General features: G+C 28.3%; 17 protein-coding genes. 16 read left to right on the forward strand and 1 reads right to left on the reverse strand.

Features of this window, described 5'->3' with window-relative positions; all coding sequences use genetic code 11:
- Nucleotides 1–89 precede the first annotated feature (89 nt).
- The 16 genes from EXC62_RS05220 to EXC62_RS05295 all read left to right on the forward strand — a co-directional run bounded on the left by EXC62_RS05220 (nucleotide 90) and on the right by EXC62_RS05295 (nucleotide 17893).
- Nucleotides 90–1613 carry a hypothetical protein gene (locus tag EXC62_RS05220; RefSeq protein WP_026390029.1) on the forward strand — a complete coding sequence of 508 codons (1524 nt, stop codon included), beginning with the start codon at nucleotides 90–92 and terminating at the stop codon, nucleotides 1611–1613.
- A 25-nt stretch (nucleotides 1614–1638) separates the two neighbouring features.
- Nucleotides 1639–4164, forward strand: coding sequence for a DNA mismatch repair protein MutS (gene mutS, locus EXC62_RS05225; RefSeq protein WP_026390028.1), 2526 nt, complete (start codon nucleotides 1639–1641; stop codon nucleotides 4162–4164).
- Between the two features lie 13 nt (nucleotides 4165–4177).
- Nucleotides 4178–5905, forward strand: a complete 1728-nt coding sequence (gene mutL / locus EXC62_RS05230; protein ID WP_035375555.1) for a DNA mismatch repair endonuclease MutL — start codon at nucleotides 4178–4180, stop codon at nucleotides 5903–5905.
- The gene (gene miaA, locus EXC62_RS05235; protein WP_026390027.1) at nucleotides 5905–6765 is read left to right on the forward strand and encodes a tRNA (adenosine(37)-N6)-dimethylallyltransferase MiaA; all 861 of its coding nucleotides are present in this window, start codon (nucleotides 5905–5907) and stop codon (nucleotides 6763–6765) included. The genes mutL and miaA overlap by 1 nt, the downstream gene beginning before the upstream one ends.
- Nucleotides 6766–6769: 4 nt before the next feature.
- On the forward strand, nucleotides 6770–7255 hold the full coding sequence (locus EXC62_RS05240) for a shikimate kinase (RefSeq protein WP_026390026.1): 486 nt from the start codon (nucleotides 6770–6772) through the stop codon (nucleotides 7253–7255).
- Nucleotides 7255–7674 (forward strand): type II 3-dehydroquinate dehydratase, encoded by a 420-nt coding sequence (locus tag EXC62_RS05245; RefSeq protein ID WP_026390025.1) that lies wholly within the window; start codon nucleotides 7255–7257, stop codon nucleotides 7672–7674. Before EXC62_RS05240 ends, EXC62_RS05245 begins: the two co-directional genes overlap by 1 nt.
- A gap of 48 nt (nucleotides 7675–7722) precedes the next feature.
- Entirely contained in the window at nucleotides 7723–8286 is a 564-nt protein-coding gene (efp, locus tag EXC62_RS05250; protein WP_026390024.1) for an elongation factor P, read from the forward strand.
- 45 nt (nucleotides 8287–8331) lie between these two features.
- Nucleotides 8332–9063: a pseudouridine synthase gene (locus tag EXC62_RS05255; protein WP_026390023.1), complete on the forward strand. Its 732-nt coding sequence runs from the start codon at nucleotides 8332–8334 to the stop codon at nucleotides 9061–9063.
- Between the two features lie 57 nt (nucleotides 9064–9120).
- The gene (cmk, locus tag EXC62_RS05260; protein WP_026390022.1) at nucleotides 9121–9792 is read left to right on the forward strand and encodes a (d)CMP kinase; all 672 of its coding nucleotides are present in this window, start codon (nucleotides 9121–9123) and stop codon (nucleotides 9790–9792) included.
- Nucleotides 9782–11173, forward strand: a complete 1392-nt coding sequence (locus tag EXC62_RS05265) for a S1 RNA-binding domain-containing protein (RefSeq protein WP_026390021.1) — start codon at nucleotides 9782–9784, stop codon at nucleotides 11171–11173. The genes cmk and EXC62_RS05265 overlap by 11 nt, the downstream gene beginning before the upstream one ends.
- 14 nt (nucleotides 11174–11187) lie before the next feature.
- Nucleotides 11188–12495 (forward strand): ribosome biogenesis GTPase Der, encoded by a 1308-nt coding sequence (gene der / locus EXC62_RS05270; RefSeq protein ID WP_026390020.1) that lies wholly within the window; start codon nucleotides 11188–11190, stop codon nucleotides 12493–12495.
- Nucleotides 12495–13496 carry an NAD(P)H-dependent glycerol-3-phosphate dehydrogenase gene (locus EXC62_RS05275; protein ID WP_052589651.1) on the forward strand — a complete coding sequence of 334 codons (1002 nt, stop codon included), beginning with the start codon at nucleotides 12495–12497 and terminating at the stop codon, nucleotides 13494–13496. Before der ends, EXC62_RS05275 begins: the two co-directional genes overlap by 1 nt.
- A gap of 91 nt (nucleotides 13497–13587) precedes the next feature.
- Nucleotides 13588–13860 carry an HU family DNA-binding protein gene (locus EXC62_RS05280; protein ID WP_026390018.1) on the forward strand — a complete coding sequence of 91 codons (273 nt, stop codon included), beginning with the start codon at nucleotides 13588–13590 and terminating at the stop codon, nucleotides 13858–13860.
- Nucleotides 13861–13950: 90 nt separating this feature from the next.
- Complete coding sequence (gene mgtA / locus EXC62_RS05285; RefSeq protein WP_026390017.1) at nucleotides 13951–16581, forward strand: magnesium-translocating P-type ATPase; 2631 nt, start codon at nucleotides 13951–13953, stop codon at nucleotides 16579–16581.
- A gap of 60 nt (nucleotides 16582–16641) precedes the next feature.
- Nucleotides 16642–17598 carry an ankyrin repeat domain-containing protein gene (locus EXC62_RS05290; protein WP_026390016.1) on the forward strand — a complete coding sequence of 319 codons (957 nt, stop codon included), beginning with the start codon at nucleotides 16642–16644 and terminating at the stop codon, nucleotides 17596–17598.
- A 13-nt stretch (nucleotides 17599–17611) separates the two neighbouring features.
- A complete protein-coding gene (locus EXC62_RS05295; protein ID WP_026390015.1) occupies nucleotides 17612–17893 on the forward strand; it encodes a YhbY family RNA-binding protein in 282 nt (93 codons plus the stop codon).
- A 44-nt stretch (nucleotides 17894–17937) separates the two neighbouring features.
- Here the strand turns inward: EXC62_RS05295 and EXC62_RS05300 are convergent, their stop codons facing one another.
- Entirely contained in the window at nucleotides 17938–19143 is a 1206-nt protein-coding gene (locus EXC62_RS05300; protein ID WP_026390014.1) for a CPBP family intramembrane glutamic endopeptidase, read from the reverse strand.
- Between the last annotated feature and the right edge of the window lie 81 nt (nucleotides 19144–19224).

Below are 19224 nucleotides of genomic sequence, written 5' to 3' on the forward strand. Positions count from 1 at the left end.
TTTATAAGGTTAGTAATCTATTATACTTGAAAAAAAATGTTAAAAATTATATTATATAAGTGAAATATACATTATGGGGAGGTTATAGCATGCCAAGATATGAAATTGATTCAAAGATAACAGTTTTAAAGAAAGAATATAACGTTAAAGATATTGTTGAAGTATTATCAAATAATCCAGCAAACAAAACTTTAGAGTTTTTTCAAACAATCGGACTTAGTTTTCCGCGTGAATTACGTATTAACCAATTACGTGATGTTTTAAGAATGCCAGTTCTTTTGACAAGAGAAGAACGTGCTAGTCTAGCAGATGAAATGAACTATCGTTTATCATGGTTTAATCAGTTTACTGAAACACAACTTGTAAATCTTTTTAGTTTTTTCAAGGATACTGATTTAGATAAAAAATATCTAGAACATTTATGGCTAGCAATGATTGAACACATGACTGATAAAAAGATTTCAGAACATGATTTTGAAAGATTTATCAAGGAAAGTACTGAACATTCAAAAAAGAATGGAATTAAGTTGCAAAATGTTATTGATTATAATAAAACAATTAATCCGTTATTCTTTGATCAAAAAGGAAAAATAGATGGCTTGAAACCAGATGTTTTTAGACCTGTATTGTATAAGAGTTCAACTATAACTGAAATTAGAGAATTAGGTTTGAAATATGATGTTAATGTTCCAAAAAGATTAAGAAAAAATGAACTAATCGATATCATAGTCGCTGAATTAAAAGAGCGCGGTGAATATACAAAAGAAACTGAAGATAAGTTAAATTCAATGAATATTCTTCTAATTCAAAGATTCGCAATCAATAATAAGATTAAGGCTTCAACTGAACTTAAAAAAGAAGAAGTTATTGAATATATCTTATCAAATGCAAATGAAACAAGAGAAGCTTATTTTGTTCCATCATCTTCAGTATATGAAGTTGAGGCGTCTGATATTGGTGAAGCAATGCCTGAAGTTATTGAAAAACCAATTGTTATTGAAGAAGAACCGGTAGTTGAAGAACCTGTTGAGGAAGAAGTTAAAGCTGAACCAGTTGTTGAAGAAGAGATTAAGCAAGAACCAATCGTAAAAGAAGTAATAATTGAAAAGGTTATTGAAAAAGAAGTTCCAACAAAGGTTGCAACAATTGATGAAGAAACATTAAATAGAATTCTTTCAAAGAGTGATAGTACTTTAAGAAAAGAAAAGAAATTTAGAGTTGAAGAAGTTGAAGAAGTTAGACTTAACACCGTTGAATACTACGGTAAGAAACCAAAACAATATGTGATTGAATTAAATGATAAAGATACTGGAATTGAAAGTGTTGAACCAAAAGAAGTGGATAATAAAGTATATCAAGTTGAATTAACTAATTACGATGTTGAAAAGAAACGTAAATTTAGCTTTGGTAGATTCTTACTTAAATTATTCTTAATCATTCTTTTAATTGCACTAATCATCCTTCTAATAGCAACTATCTATGTTTGGGTTACTCCAACTGCTCCAACAAGCGGTGTATTCCAAAAAATTGAAGATTTCTTAAATGGAATATTCAAAGCAAATTCATTACAGTGGCTTAGAGATACCTTTCATAAACTAATAGGAACTAAATAGAATTAAATTTTGGAAGGGGAAAGAAATGAAAGACGATAATAAACAAACATATACCCCAATGATGCAACAATACTTGAAAATCAAAGAAGACTACGCTGATGCGTTAGTCTTTTTTAGGTTAGGGGATTTTTATGAATTATTTTTTGATGATGCAATAATTGCATCAAAAGTTCTAGAAATTGCATTAACAGCAAGAGATGCTGGATCAAAAGTTTCAATGGCAGGTGTTCCACATCATTCGGTTAAACCTTATATTCAAAAACTAATTGAAAATGGATATAAGATTGCTATTGCAGAACAAGTAACAGAACCTGGTAAAGGACTAGTTGAAAGAGAAGTTACTAGAGTAATTACCCCAGGAACAGTTTTTGAAGATGAAATATTAGAAGCTAATAAAAATAACTTTATAGCAAGTCTATTAGTTACTGAACACGGATACTTACTTACATATGCGGATATTTCAACAGGTGAATCTTTTCTAGTTGATAAATTAAATAAGAAAGAAGTTATTGATCAAATCAAAACTTTAGCAATTAAAGAGTTAGTTGTTAAAAACCAATATGACACAATTCTAATTGAAGAACTTAAGTCAAATGGTATATATGTTACAATTCATGAAGAAGTAAATACTCATGATACTAAATGGAATGAACATTTAGAACTTAATCAACGCCAAGGTGCAAGACACCTATTAAATTATCTAAATGCGACCCAAAAACAACCATTATCTCATTTACAAAAAATTGTTGTCGAAGAAAACAAAAAGTACATGAATGTTGATTTTAGAGTTAAGAAACACTTAGAGATTATTGAATCAAATACAAATAATCAAAAAACAACGCTACTTTATCATATTGATAATACTAAAACAGCTATGGGAGCTAGACTTTTAAAACATCAACTTAATCATCCACTTATAGATTTAAATCAAATTAATCAACGACTTGATTTAATAACTGCATTTCTTCCGTCACAATACCGTAGTGAACTCCAAGAGCGATTATCATATATCTACGATATTAATCGGATTGTTGGTAAAGTATCATTTAAAAGTGTGAATGCACGTGATTTGTACCAATTACGTGAAACATTAAAGCAAATTGAACCGTTAAAAGAAACGTTATATAAATATGATAATGAACTTATTAATAATTTGACTAATAAATTAGATAATCATCAAGAACTAATTGATCTATTAGAAAAAGCTATTTCTGATAATCCACCATTAACAATTAAAGAAGGCGGGATTATTAAAACAGGACATAATGAAAAGTTAGATGAACTTCATAATATTAATGCACATAGTAAAGAATGGCTTCAAAATTTTGAAGAAGAAGAGCGTGAACGAACAGGAATTAAAACTTTAAAAGTTGGTTATAATCGTGTTTTTGGTTACTTTATTGAAATAAGTAAAGCAGCATCGCTTGCTATGGAAGAAGATTTTGGTTATGAAAGAAAACAAACATTAACGAATAGCGAAAGATATATATCACCAATTTTAAAAGAAAAAGAAGATGTCATTTTAAATGCCAAAGACAAAGCAATCAATCTTGAATATGAACTTTTTGTTGAAATACGTGATGAAGTTACTAAATATACGTATTCACTTCAAGAATTGAGTGGTTATATTGCAAGCATTGATGTCTATTTAAGTCATGCAATATCAGCGGAAAAAAATAAATATGTTAGACCAACTTTTAATAATTTGCGTGAAGTAAAGATTATTAAAGGAAGACATCCAGTTGTTGAAAAGTTTACAAATTTTGTTGCTAATGATATTATCATGAGTGAAGGTGAAACATTCTTAATTACTGGCCCAAATATGAGTGGTAAATCAACTTATATGAGGATGTTTGCTCTTTTAAGCTATATGTCACAAGTTGGTTCATTTGTGCCAGCAACAAGTGCGTCATTACCAATTTATGATGCAATCTTTACAAGAATTGGATCATCAGATGATTTAAGTGGTGGTAAGTCAACATTTATGGTTGAAATGGTTGAAAGTAATGAAGCATTAACATATGCAACAAACAATTCATTGATTCTTTTCGATGAAATAGGGCGTGGTACTGCAACATATGATGGAATGGCACTGGCTCAAGGAATGGTTGAATACATTTATACAAAAATCAAAGCACAAATGCTATTTTCAACACACTATCATGAACTTACAGCATTAGCAGATAATTACGAAAAAATTACTAATTTGCACGTTAAAGCAAGAGAAGAAAAGAATCGAATGATTTTTCTCCATCAAGTTGAAAAAGGTGCATCTGATAAATCATATGGATTACAAGTAGCTGCACTTGCAAATCTACCTAAAGAATTAATTAAACGTAGTGAACAAATATTAAAACAATTAGAAAATAAAGAAGATAAAGTTAAAGTTGATTTATTTAATTATGATGATGAAGAAATCATTATTGATAATACATTATCAATTGAACAAGAAGAAGTTTTAGATGGACTTGAAAGAATTGACTTTGATAAAGTTACTCCAATTGATGCTTTAATTCTTCTTAAGAATTATCAAAACAAATTAAAAAAATAAGTGAGGTATAAAAATGTCAATTATTAAACAAATGGATGAAAGACTTGCTAATATGATTGCTGCCGGTGAAGTTGTTGAAAGACCCGCTTCAATTGTTAAAGAACTAGTCGAAAATTCAATTGATGCCAAAGCAACCGAAATCAATATTTTTATTAAAGAAAATGGATTAAAAGAGATAAGAGTTGTTGATAATGGAATTGGTATGGATAATGAAGATGCTAAAAAAGCATTTTTAAGACATGCAACCTCAAAAATAAAAACTGAATTTGATCTTGAAAGAATTAGAACTTTAGGTTTTCGTGGAGAAGCACTTGCTGCAATTTTATCTGTAAGTAGAATAACTTTAAAAACAAGACAAAGTAATAGTGAAGGTTTTTTTGTTAGATATGAAGATTCAAAGCTTATTGATGAAGGAACAACATCTCTAAACGAAGGAACTGAGATTACTGTTAATGATTTATTTTATAACACACCAGCAAGACTTAAATATATAAAATCTGAGTTTAGTGAACGTGCGGCAATAATCGATATGTTTGATAGATTAGCTCTTTCTAATCCAACTGTGAGACTTTCCTTAACAATTGATGAAAAGCTCGTTAAAGAGACATATGGTAATAATGACTACTATAGTTTAATGCGACAGGTATATGGTAATAATGTTTTAAAGGATTTAATTGTTTTTGAAAAAGAATTTCAAAAAATTAAAATTAAAGGCTATTTAGCTTCCCCTTCTGTCTCAAGAGCAAGAAAAAAAGATATTAGTTTATTTGTGAATGGTAGATATATTATGAATTATGGTTTAACTCAATCTATAATTGATGGTTATCATTCATTTTTGATGGTTAATAGATATCCACTTGCAATTCTATTGATTGAGATGGATCCAGTATTATTAGATGTTAATGTTCATCCTCAAAAATTAGAAGTTAAATTTGCAAATGAATCATTACTTAAATATCATATTGAATTATTTGTCAAAGAATCATTGATGAGTAGACCACATGAAATTCCTCAAAATCTTTCAATTATAAAAAGACAAGAATATGAAAATGAACCAGTAACTATTAACGAAAGTTTTATTCCAAGAAAAGAAACTTACGTTAAAGAATCATTGGATTTTGTCTATAATGATAATAGTAATAAACAAACAGAAGAACAGCCAGAAATTAAGAAAATTCCTGATTTTTCATATGTTGGAACATTTGCTGGAACATATTTATTATTTCAAAACGAGCAAGGTATGTATATGATTGATCAGCATGCTGCCGAAGAGCGTGTTAATTATGAATATTATTTTGATGTAATAGGCAATCCAAAGATTGTTATAAAAGAAATGTTTCTTTCAAGAAACTTAGAACTAACTAATGAAGATTTAAATTTAATAAAAAATCATCTTAATGATTTTAAAGAACTAGGATTTAATTTTAACGAAAAGATGCAACTCATTTCTCATCCAACATTTTTACTTGATAAAGATTTAGATGATGCAATAAGTGTTATGTTACAAATGTTAGAAGAAAAGAATCAAATTGATTTAAAAATTCTACTTGATAATCTTGCTAAAAGTAAGAGTTGTAAAGCATCAATTAAAGCTAATGATACTTTATCAAGAAAAGAGATTGATGTTTTAATTGAAAAATTAAGAAAAACTAAAAATCCATATACATGCCCACACGGAAGACCAACAATTATTCATTTAACATATTATGAAATAGAAAGAATGTTTAGAAGAGTGGTATGATGAAAAAAGTTATTGTTATTGTTGGACCAACTGCATCAGGAAAAACGATGTATTCAGTAAAACTTGCTAAAGCAATCGGTGCTGAAGTAATTAATGGAGATTCGGTTCAAATATATAAAGAGTTAAATATTGGTTCTGCAAAAATCAAGGAAGAAGAAAAAGAGGGAATTAATCATCATTTGTTTGATATGGTTTCAATTGATAATGATTATTCTGTTTTCAACTTTCAACAAGATGCAAGAAAAATGATTAATGATATTAAGATTCCAATGATTGTTGGTGGAACAGGATTTTATATTAAATCAGCATTATATGATTATGAATTTAATAAAGAAAATAGTAAATATAGTTTTGATGATTTAACAAATGAGGAAATATATAGTAAGTTAATTGAAATAGATAAAAATATAGAGATTGATAAGAATAATAGACATCGATTAGTAAGAGCTTTAGAACTTGCACTTAATGGTAATTTAAGAAGTGAAAAGAATAATAAAGATATACCACTCTATGATATTTTGACAATTTATTTAGATATTGATAGAAAAGAATTAAAAAAACGCTTGATTAAGAGACTAGAGATTCAATTAAGCGATGGATTTATTGATGAAGTAATTAGTTTAAGAAATCAAGATAAGCATTTAAACATTATTGGTTATCGAGAACTTGATTTATATTTAGATGGAAAAATCACATTAGAAGAAGCACTTGAAGAAATTGTGAAAGTATCAATGAGATTTGCCAAAAGACAAAAAACTTGGTTTATGAATCAGATGGAAGCAATTCCCTTTGATCCTTTAAACCATAAATCGTATGATGAGATGTTGGAAGTAATAAGTAAATTTTTAAAGGAGGAATAAAGTTATGAAAATATTTTTGATTGGAATGCCTGGTGCTGGTAAATCAACAGTTGGTAGAATATTAGCAGAAAAAATTGCTTATAACTTTATTGATTTAGATGGTTTGGTTGAAAAAAACTCCTTAATGTTTACAGATGAGCTAATTGAAAAATACGGAATCAATAAGTTTAGAGAGTTAGAAACAGAAGCACTTCAGGAAATAAATGAAGAAAATGTTGTAGTTTCATGTGGTGGTGGAATAGTTGAAAATCGTAATAATAAAACATTCATGAGTGGTTTAATTATCTATTTAGATGTTGATAATAAAATAATTGAAGAACGATTAAAAACTGATTACCAAAGACCGCTGTTACAAGAATATACTCTTGATGAGCTATATACTAAAAGGTTTTTATTATATCAACATTTTGCTGATATTAATATTTCGAATAATAAAGAAATAAATAATACAGTTGATAGTATTATTCAAATGCTTGAGGTTAAAAAATAATGAAAATATTGATTATCAATGGACCTAACCTAAATATGTTAGGAAAGCGAAATACTAAACATTATGGTGAACTTACTTTAGACGAGATAAACAAACTAATAAAGAAAACATATCCTAATGTAAAATTTTATTTTTATCAAACTAATAATGAAGCAAGAATTATTTGGAAATTACAAGCAATGAAGAATATTGATGCTTTAATTATTAACCCCGCAGCATTTACTCATACAAGTATTGCTATTAGGGATATGCTAGAAATTATTAAGATTCCTAAGGTTGAAGTACATCTTAGTGACATTAATACTCGTGAAGATTTTAGAAAAATTGATTATATTAAAGACGTAGTTGATAAGGTTATCATGGGAAAAAAAGAAAACAGTTATATTGAAGCCGTAAAATATTTACTTGAAAATAAATAATATTTTATAGTATAATATTAATGTTATTTATGAAAGGGAGTTATATTTATGATATCAACAAATGAGTTTAAGACAAATGTAACAATTGAGTTCGAAGGAAATATCTTTCAAGTAATTGAATTCTTACACGTTAAACCAGGGAAAGGTGCGGCATTTGTTCGTACAAAATTAAGAAATTTAAGAACAGGATCAGTTATTGATTATACATTTAATGCGGGTGTTAAAGTTAAAAAAGCTCAAATTAATAAGGTTCCAATGCAATACTTATATGTAGATGGAACAAAACATGTATTTATGAATACTGAAACATATGAACAACTTGAAGTTGAAGGTGAACAAATTGAGAGCGAAATTAAGTTCTTACCCGAAGGCGCTTCAACTGAATTAATTATGTTTAATGAGAGCGAAATTTTAGGAATTAATTTACCTGATAATATCGTATTAAAAGTTGTTGAAACAGTACCTGGTGTTAAAGGTGATACAAAAACTAATGCTATGAAAGATGCAAAACTTGAAACTGGAATCGTTGTTAAAGTTCCTTTGTTTATCGAAGAAGGGGAAAGAATTGTTGTATCAACATATGACTCATCATATGTATCAAGAGAAAAATAATTAGGCTATTTAGCCTTTTTGTTTGTAATGGAAGGAATGATTTGAATGGAAAGACTTCAAAAAGTAATAGCACAAAGTAACGTTGCATCAAGACGTGAAGCAGAAAAAATGATCGTGGATGGACGTGTGGCGGTAAATGGTAAAGTTATTACTGAGCTTGGAACCAAAGTAAATCGGACTGACCGAATAACTGTTGATGGTAAAGTAATAAAAGTTGCTACTAAAAAGTATTTATTATTGAATAAACCAACAGGCTATTTATCTACTACAAAAGATGATAAAAAAAGAAGAACAATAATTGATCTAATTAGTACTGAATATAAAGATGACAGACTATACCCTGTAGGAAGATTAGACTACGACACTGCTGGATTAATTCTACTTACTAATGATGGAGAGTTAACACTAAAACTTACAAATCCGGAAATGGAACTTGAAAAAGAGTATTTTGTAAGAGTTAAAGGCATAGTTATTAGAAAAAAAATTGTTGAATTAAGAAATGGAATATCAATCGGTGAAAAACAAAAAATAAAACCAATAGAAGTGAACCTTATTGAACTAGATAAAGAGAATCAATCTACACTTATAAGACTATTATTAGTAGATGATAAAAACGAAGATATTCGAAAAATGATGGAAGTTCTTGGCTTCCCTGTCAAGAATATCACAAGAACAAGTTACTCGTTTTTAACGCTAGAAGGTGTTAAACGAGGAGGATATCGTGAGTTAAGTGTACACGAGGTTCGTAAATTGCATTCGATTGGCACTAAAAAATAAAAAAGCAATGTTATTATTAAAAAAATATGTTATAATTAAGAATAGTGGAGGAATGAGATGAAAGAATTTCATGTTGCTATTGACGGACCTGCTGGATCAGGGAAAAGCACAATAAGTTCGCAGATTGCTCAAAAACTTGGCTGGATACACGTTGATACAGGAGCTATGTATCGTGCTGTGACTTTATATGCTTTGGAAAATCAAGTAAATTTAAATAACGAAGATAGTTATCAATTTTTAGATAATGTAAAAATCGATTACCAAGATGACAAAATACTATTAAATGGTAAAGATGTTAGCCGTGAAATTAGAAGCGAAGAAGTTACTAATAATGTTTCCTTAGTCTCAAGTTTTCCATATGTAAGAGAAAAAATGGTTTTTATTCAACAAAAAGCTGCAAAAGGTAAAAATATTATCATGGATGGTAGAGATATTGGTACTGTTGTTTTACCAAATGCTAAGTTAAAAATATTTTTAACTGCTAATGTTGAAGAAAGAGCTAAAAGACGGTATAACGAACAATTAATTAAGGGAGTTACCGTTGACTTTGAGGAGTTAGTAAACGACATTGCTATAAGAGATAAAAAGGATTCAACAAGAAAAGAATCACCTCTTAAAAAGGCAGTCGATGCTTGTGTAATTGATACTACTTATTTAACAATCGAACAAGTAGTTGATAAAATAATAAATTTGATTGAAAAAAAGGAGAATGAACAAGATGGATATTAGAGTACTAAAGGTAGGAGACATCATTGAAGGAAAAGTTGTTGCTGTTACTGATAAAACCATCTTTTTGGATGTACAGTATTTTACAGAAGCGAGAATACATATTGATAACTACGATCCAGAACTAGAAAGTTTTGACGGAGTAATTAAAGTTGGAGATCTTGTAAAAGGCCGAATTCAAAAGATTAGTTTAGATGAACCGGCATTAATCTTAATGTCACGTTTACCACTAATCAAAATTGATAATTTTGAAAAGATTAGAGAAGCTGTAGAATCAAAAGAAATTGTTTCTGCAAAAGTGAAAAAAGTCGTAGATAAAGGTTTATTATTAAGCTATTTAGATTACGAAGTATTTTTACCATTCACATTATTAGATTATGAATATGTTGAACAAAAAGATAAATTAAAAAATAAAAATTTAGATGTTAATATTATTGAAGCTACTAAAAAAGGTAGATTTACAAGAATTGTTGCATCTAGAAAAGAAATATTTGAAAAAGAAAGAAAAGAATTATATGAAAAACGTCTTCAAGAAAGACAAAGTGAACTTGATTCGATTCAAACAGGCGATGTATTAAAAGGTACTGTTGATAAAATTGAAAAACATGCTGCAAATATTAGATTTGATCATGTTGTAGGATTACTACGTATTTCTCAAGTTTCACATTATCGTATTGAAAAAATTGAAGATGTATTAACACTTGGTGATGAAATAGAAGTTAAAGTCATCAAAAAAGAAGGAAATAGATTAGATTTATCGATCAAAGCATTAGAAGATACACCATTTGAAAAATTTGCTAAATCTCATAATATTGGGGATACTGTTTCAGGAACAGTTAACCAAAAATTACCATTTGGAATTATTGTTGAAGTTGATCGTGATGTAAGAGGATTATTACATAAAAACGAATACTCATGGAATCCAAATGATAACTATGATGATTTTGTTAAAATTGGTGATCAAGTAACTCTAAAAGTTATTGGTATTGATAAAAAGAACGAAAAAATAAGCTTATCTAAAAAAGCTTTAGAAGATAATCCATGGAAAAATGTAACAGTTAAACGTGGCGAAGTAGTTAAAGCAGTTGTAAGTAAAGTAAGTGGAAATGGTCTTGAAGTTGAAGTTCAAGGAGTTAATGGATTTATTCCTGCTAACGAAGTTGAAGAAGAAAAATTAGGACAAATTGAAGCATACTACTCAATTGGTGACGAAGTTGAAGCGTTAGTTACAGAAGCAAATAACCGTAATTGGAGTTTGAAACTATCAATAAAAGCAGTTCAAACTAAAAAAGAACGTGAAACATTTGAAAAGTATTTAGAAGATGATAGTGAAGACGTTGGACAAACAATCGGAGATTTATTTGCTGACGAATTAAAAAAATAAAGGTTGTGGTATATATGCCATTTGTTGTAGCAATTGTAGGAAGACCAAATGTTGGTAAGTCTAGTTTATTTAACCGAATTGCTGGGGATAAAATAGCAATTACTGATGATGAGATTGGTGTTACAAGAGATCGAATATATGCAAAAGCTGAATGGTTAACTAAAAAGTTTAGTTTAATAGACACGGGGGGCATTGATATAATTGATGCGCCCTTTTTAAGTCAAATTAAGGAACAAGCATTGCTTGCTATGGATGAAGCAGATGTTATAATTTTCTTAACTGATGGTAAATCTGGTGTAACCGACGGCGATTCGTATATTGCAAAACAGCTTTATCAAACTAATAAACCAGTTGTGTTAGCTGTAAATAAAATCGATGATGTAAACCAAATAAATAATATATATGAGTTTTATCAATTGGGATTTGAAGATCCGATTGCTATTTCGTCTAATCACGGAATTGGAATTGGTGATTTATTAGATCGAGTTATTTCATACATGAAAGATGATAAAGAAATTATTGATGAATCTGCAATTAAATTTTCAATTATTGGAAGACCTAATGTAGGTAAATCTTCATTAACTAATGCGATTTTAGGTAGAAATCGTGTAATAGTTAGTGATATTTCAGGAACGACTCGAGATGCAATTGATAGTAAGTTTAAATTTAACAAAAAAGATTATATCGTAATTGATACTGCAGGTATTAAAAAACGCGGTAGAATTTATGAAAATACTGATAAATATAGTGTGATTAGAACTCTTGGTGCTATTGATAGATCTGATGTTGTTTTAGTCGTTATTGATGGTAATGAAGGAATAATTGAACAAGATAAGAATGTTGCTGGATATGCCATGGATGCTAATAAAGCCGTGGTTATTGTTGTAAATAAATGGGATATTGTTGAAAAAGATGATAAAACAATGCAAAAAATGATTAGAAAGATTAGAGAAGAATTTAAATTTTTAGATTATGCTCCAATTGTTTTTACATCAGCACGTGAAAATGAAAGAATTCATACTATTTTCCCATCAATTGATTTAGCATATGAAAATTATACAAAAGAAATTAAGACAAATGTTCTAAATCAAATTATTCAAGATGCAGTAGCTATGAATCCAACACCAATTCATAATCATGGAAAAGCTAACTTTTCATATGCTACTCAAGTTTCAATTAAGCCACCAACATTTGTTTTATTTGTTAATGATCCAGAGTTCGTACATTTTTCATATGAACGATATTTAGCTAATCAATTACGTGATGCAATTGACTTTGAAGGAACACCCGTTAGATTAATCTTGAGGAGGAAAGTTGAATAATGAAAATTAGCGTTATTGGTGGAGGTGCTTGGGGAACAACACTTGCACAATTATTAACTGACAATGGAAATGAAGTTCTTATATATGAAATAAATAATAATTATTTGAATGAAATAAATAATAATCATATTCATCCGATTTTTAAAAATGTCTTAGATGAAAAAATTAAAGCAACTAACAGTTTAGAAGAAGCGATTGACTATTCTGATACATATTTGTTGGCTGTTCCAACTAAAGCAATGCGTACAGTTTTAGGTTTAATGGATAAATTGATTAACAGACCAAGTATTTTTATTAATGTTTCAAAAGGTATTGAACCTGAAACATTAAAGCGCGTTTCTGAGATTGTAGATGAAGAGATTAACCCTAAATATAATGCAGGATACGTATGTTTAACAGGTCCAAGCCATGCCGAAGAAGTAATTGAAAGAAAATTAACATTACTTGTAAGTGCTAGTCTTGATAATGATTTAGCTGTTAAAGTTCAAAATTTATTTGCAAATGATAAATATATCCGTGTTTATACTTCAAACGATCTAATCGGTAGTGAAGTAGGCGGTGCTGCTAAAAATGCTATTGCTGTAATAAGTGGTGCATGTACTGGACTGGGTCTAGGTGAAAATGCACGAGCTGCTGTAATTACAAGAGGTATTTTAGAAATAGTTCGAGTGGTTGAGTTTATGGGTGGCAGAAAAGAAACTGCATTTGGCTTAACAGGAATTGGTGATTTAATAGTTACTGCTTCAAGCGAAAATTCTAGAAACTTCCAAGGTGGTAAAAAAATTGGTCAAGGAATGAAGTTAGATGAAATATATGCTAATGCTACTCAAACAATTGAAGGTTTTAGAACGATATATGCGCTTCATGAATTATCAGAAAAATTTGATATTGAATTACCGATGATTAGCACTGCTTATGAGATTTTAGAAAATAAATTGACTGTTGAAGAGGGTATGAAAAAGCTTTTAAAACGTGATTTAAAAGCTGAAGATTTTTCATAATGCGTTAATAAAGCCCTAAAAATTAACTAATTTATTTGATTAATCGTGTAATCATGATATAATTAAATAAAAATAAGGAGGAATTTATTTTATGAATAAAACGGAATTAATAGCTCTTGTAGCAGCTAAAACTGAAACAACGCAAAAACAAGCTAATGATATTGTGGATGCTTTCATTGAAACTATTGCAGAAACACTTGCTACTGATGAAAAAGTTGTAGTAACAGGTTTCGGAACTTTTGAGGTTCGTACTCGAGTTGAAAGAACTGGTAAAAACCCAAGAACTGGTGAAACAATTATTGTTCCTGAACAAAAAACTCCAGCATTTAGAGCAGGTAAACTTTTAAAGGATGCAGTAAAATAATAGTTTATTATAATGAAACAGAGTAGATAATCCGCAAGATTAGATACCCTGTTTTTTTTGTTATGATATAAAAAAGAAGGAGATGATGGAATGAAAAAGCAATTAACAAAAGTAAATGAAAAAAATAACAACGTAGAATTAGTTTTAAGAAGGTATGCTGAAATACCGATTGAAGATTTATATAAAGAATTAAATACTTCAATTGATGGTATAAAACATAAAGAGATTGAAGAAAAAACTGATGAATATGGAAAAAATATTATAACTTTTGGAAGAAAAAATACTAAATTCCATCGATTCTTTACTGCAATAATTAATCCATTTAATATCATTTTATTAATTATTGCAACTGTTACATATATCTTTGATGTTATTTTATCTTCAAAACCTGATTATTTAACAGTAAGTATTATTGTTTTTTTAGTTTTATTGTCAAGTACGGTTGCATTTATCCAAGGTGAAAAATCAAATACTGCGGTGACTAAACTAACAAAGATGATTTCTAATAAGGCTGATATTAGAAGAAACGGTAAAATGATTGAAGTTTTAATTGAAGATATTCTTCCTGGAGATATTATTAAATTATCAGCAGGTGATTTAATTCCTGCAGATGTTCGTTTTATTACAACAAAAGATACCTTCGTAGCTCAATCAGCACTTACAGGTGAATCAAATCCTGTTGAAAAATTTAGTGAGATTACTGATAAAAGAGATAAGACAATTACAGATATTACAAATATTGGTTTTATGGGTTCTAACATTGTTAGTGGTAGTTCATTTGCTGTTGTTTTAACAACAGGTAATAACACTTATTTTGGATCTATGGCACAAACTTTAAATCAAAGACGTGAAAAGAATAGCTTTGAAAAAGGGGTATCATCAGTTAGTGAATTATTAATTAGAATGATGATTATTATGATGCCAGTTGTTTTATTGATTAATGGAATCACTAAACATGATTGGTTACAAGCAATTCTTTTCTCAATTAGTGTTGCAGTTGGATTAACACCAGAGATGTTACCAGTTATTATGACTTCAACGTTAGCAAAAGGTGCAGTATCAATGTCTAAGCATCAAGTAATTGTTAAAGACTTAGGATCTATTCAAACGTTTGGACAAATGGATATTTTATGTACTGATAAAACCGGAACATTAACAGAAGATAAAATTATTTTAGAAAAATATATGAATGTTCATGGACAAGATGACTATCGTGTATTAAGACATGCATATTTAAACAGTTATTTTCAAACAGGTTTAAAAAATTTAATTGATATCGCTATTATTGAGCGAGCAACTAAAAAAGAGATTCATGAAATTAAAGATAAATATCATCGTGTTGATGAGATTCCATTTGACTTTACAAGAAGAAGAATGAGTGTAGTATTAGAGGATAATACTGGAAAACGCCAATTAATAACAAAAGGTGCAGTTGAAGAAATACTAGCAATTTCATCATTTTTAGAAATAGATGGAAAAGTTGTTCCACTTGACCAAGAAACAAGAAAAATCGCTACTGAGACATATGAAAAATTTAATAGTGATGGTCTTAGAATGATTGGTGTTGCTCAAAAAAATGAAGTTCCAGGTTCAAATGTATTTGGAGTAAAAGATGAATCAAATATGGTTTTAATTGGTTTTATAGGATTTTTAGATCCACCAAAAGAAAGTGCTAAAGAAGCAATTAAAGCACTTAAAGAACATGGGGTTAGAGTAATTGTTTTAACAGGAGATAGTGAAGGTGTAGCTCTAAAAGTGTGTAATAAAGTTGGATTAGAAACTGAAATTACATTATTAGGGATTGACGTTGAAAAAATGAGTGATGAAGAATTGAAAATTCAAATGAAGAAGTGTAATTTGTTTTCTAAACTTTCTCCTAATCAGAAAAAACGAATAGTAAAACTATACCAAGAAGAAGGTCATACGGTTGGGTTTATGGGCGATGGAATTAATGACGCTCCCGCTCTTAAACAAGCAGATGTCGGAATTTCTGTTGATACTGCGGTTGATATTGCTAAAGAAACTGCTGATATTATTCTTTTAAAGAAAGATTTAATGGTTCTTGAAGAAGGGGTGATTGAAGGTAGAAAAACATTTGGTAATATTAATAAGTATATAAAAATGGCTGTAAGTGGAAATTTTGGAAATATGATTTCAGTTATTATTGCAAGTATTTTCTTACCATTTTTACCAATGCTACCAGTTCAAATACTTACTCAAAACATTTTAAATGATTTTTCGCAATTAGGAATTCCATTTGATACTGTCGATAAAGAATATCTTGAAAAACCACGTAAATGGCATACTAAATCAATTAAAAGATTTATGATTTGGTTTGGTCCTTTAAGTTCAATTTTCGATATCTTAACATTTGCAATTCTTTGGTTTATTATTAAAGCAAATACAACAGACTTAGCACCGTTGTTTCAAGCTGGATGGTTTGTTTTTGGAACGATATCTCAAATTCTAATAATTCAAGTTATTAGAACAAGAAAAATCCCATTCATACAAAGTAATGCTTCAAAATCTTTAATTATTTCTTCATTAATTATTTTGATTGTAACGTTAGTTATTGGATTTACTAAACTTGCAGTAACAATTGATATGGCAATGCTTCCTATTAAGTATTTACCATGGCTTTTAGCAGTATTAATTGGATATTTAGTATTAACACAAATTATGAAAAAAATATATATGAAAAAATATGGAGAATGGTTGTAAAAATTTAAAAGTTATTGAATTAAAATTCTTTATCTAGTAAAATGATTATGAGGTGTTTGAATGAATATTTTTGAAAAAGCAATGATTAATGATTATAAGTTTTTTAAAGAAAACGAATATGACATTAACATTAAAGATGAAACTGGAAAATCATTATTACATTATGCTGTTCTAGGCAGTTCTTTTGAGGTTGTTAATGAATTATTAAAAAGAGGCATAGAAGTTAATCAGTCTGACAATAATAACGAAACACCAATTTTTGATTGTGCTAGAAAAGCAAAACTTGAAATGGCAAAAATCTTAATCATTAATTCTGCAAATATCAATCATAAAAATAATAAAGAAGAAACATTATTTCATCTAGCAAGTGAAAAAGGCAATAAAACATTTTTAAAATTATTAATTGAAAATGACTCATTAACTAACGAGATTACTACTGATGGAAAATATCCAGTTCATTACGCAATTCTTGCAGGACAAATTGATGTTGTAAAAATGTTGTTATCTATTGCTAATCAATCATTTTTATTACTTGATCATAATAACAATACGTTATTGCATTATGCTTCTCAAACAACAAATGATTTAATGATTTATTTCTTAATTAGTGAAGGATTAAATCCTAATTTACTTAATAATAATTATGAAACGCCATTGTTTAATGCTGTAAGATTTGGAACAAAAGAAACGGTTAACGCTTTATTAAGTAATGATTCATATATTTCAATTAGAAATAATAATCATGAAACACCAATTGATTACGCTTTAATATATGGAAGATATCAATTACAAACATTACTTGTAAATTATGAAATGTTACCAAAATATGAGCGATTAAAAAATAATCAAGCCTTAACAATTGCAACTCTAAATCGTGACTATCAATTAATAAAAAAACTACTTAGTAGCATGGTTTCTATGAGATATGATAAGTATAATTTTTCAGCACTTGATTATGCAAAATTATATAAACTTGATCAAGCAATTGAATTATTAAAAAATAAGCCAATAATCTAGAAAGGAATATAAAATGACAAATAAACAAAAAACATATTTGAAAAATTTAGTTAAAAATAGTAATCAATTTTTAATTGGAAAAGATGGTTTTCAAGAAAGACAACGTACTGACTTTAATAATTATATTTTGAAAAACGAAGTAGTAAAAATAAAATTATTAGAAACATCACCAATAACGGTTGATGAATTAATTGAAATTCTTTCAAAAGACAATGTAGAGATAGTTAATAAGATTGGACGAACTTTGGTAGTTTATAAAGAAAATCCGGAATTAAAAAACAAAATAATATTATAAAAAAAACTGGAAGTCTAAATTTGACCTTCCAGTTTTCTATTTTATTATGAAAATAAATTTGGAACTAAAACAAATAATGTACTTAATAAGTTGCTAAGAGCATGCATCGATATTAACAAAGCAATATTCTTATTATTTTTATAATACCAGTAACTTAAGAATATTCCCATTCCAACATAACTTATACTAAATGTAAAGACTGTAGCAAGTCCTGTTAAGTTAAATCCACCAGTAGTAGCGAGGTTTAAAAGTTCAGTTAAAACATGAATTAAACCAAATGTTGTGGCTGAAACAATTAAGGCAACTTTTTGGTTCTTAATTAATCCAAAGATTGATTTTCTAAAAACAAGTTCTTCAACTACAGGTGCTAGAATAACAGTGGTAACTACTACAAATATTCCGCCTTTTGATGTTAATAGTTCAACAATTGCATCTTGATTAGCAGAATCTCCAGAGAGATTAAACAAACTTTTAAATAAAGTACTTAACAATCCTAAAACAATTGAAAATGCAAACATATAAGCAAAACTTGACAATATTTTACCTAAAGCTGGATGATGTTCTTTTTCTAAATAAATGAAATCATCTTTAATACTACGTCTATTGATAATAATAAGTGGTATAAAAACTATAATATAACTGAAGAAGAGAATAAGTGAACTTTGAAAGTTTGTATAATTATTTATAGTATTATATTGTTCACTAGTATAAGAATTAAGGATACTTGCTAGTTCAGTTTTTAAAATATAATTGACTATTAAGGTATTATCACTATCGGTTTCGCTAATTTTTATACCATTAATCCATGAAACTTTTTCTCCGTTTAAAATACTAGTAATTACTTCATTACTAATAATCCATTCTCTATTTTCTTCATCTTTATTTTTTGTAACTAAAACATATGTTTCTTTAAGTTTTGAATTTGTAATATCGGAATAATATAAATCATCAATTTTATTAAAATCTTTAATATCAGTTTCAAATTCGGTTTTAGGTACTAAAACAATCGTATTTTGATAATTTCTATCTGTAATACTAGATATTAGAACTGTTGTCTTAGACTTTCCACCTATTCCTACAATAATTGCTGTAACAATTAATGATCCAATCCCAATAAAGAATAATAAAAAGTAAATAATTAATGTTAATAAGTTTTTATTTGAATCTTCTTGATGCTCAGGGGTTCTTTCCTCATTTTGTTTTTTAAATATTTCTTCATAATCAATAACCTGTGAGTTATTATTTTCCATTACTATCTTCCTTTCCCTTTAACTATGATAATATTATATAGTAAAACGGTAATATTTACTAATAAATAAATAAAAAAGTTG

The organism is Haploplasma axanthum (genome assembly GCF_900660745.1).
In the GTDB taxonomy this organism is placed as follows: Bacteria; Bacillota_I; Bacilli_A; order Acholeplasmatales; family Acholeplasmataceae; genus Haploplasma; species Haploplasma axanthum.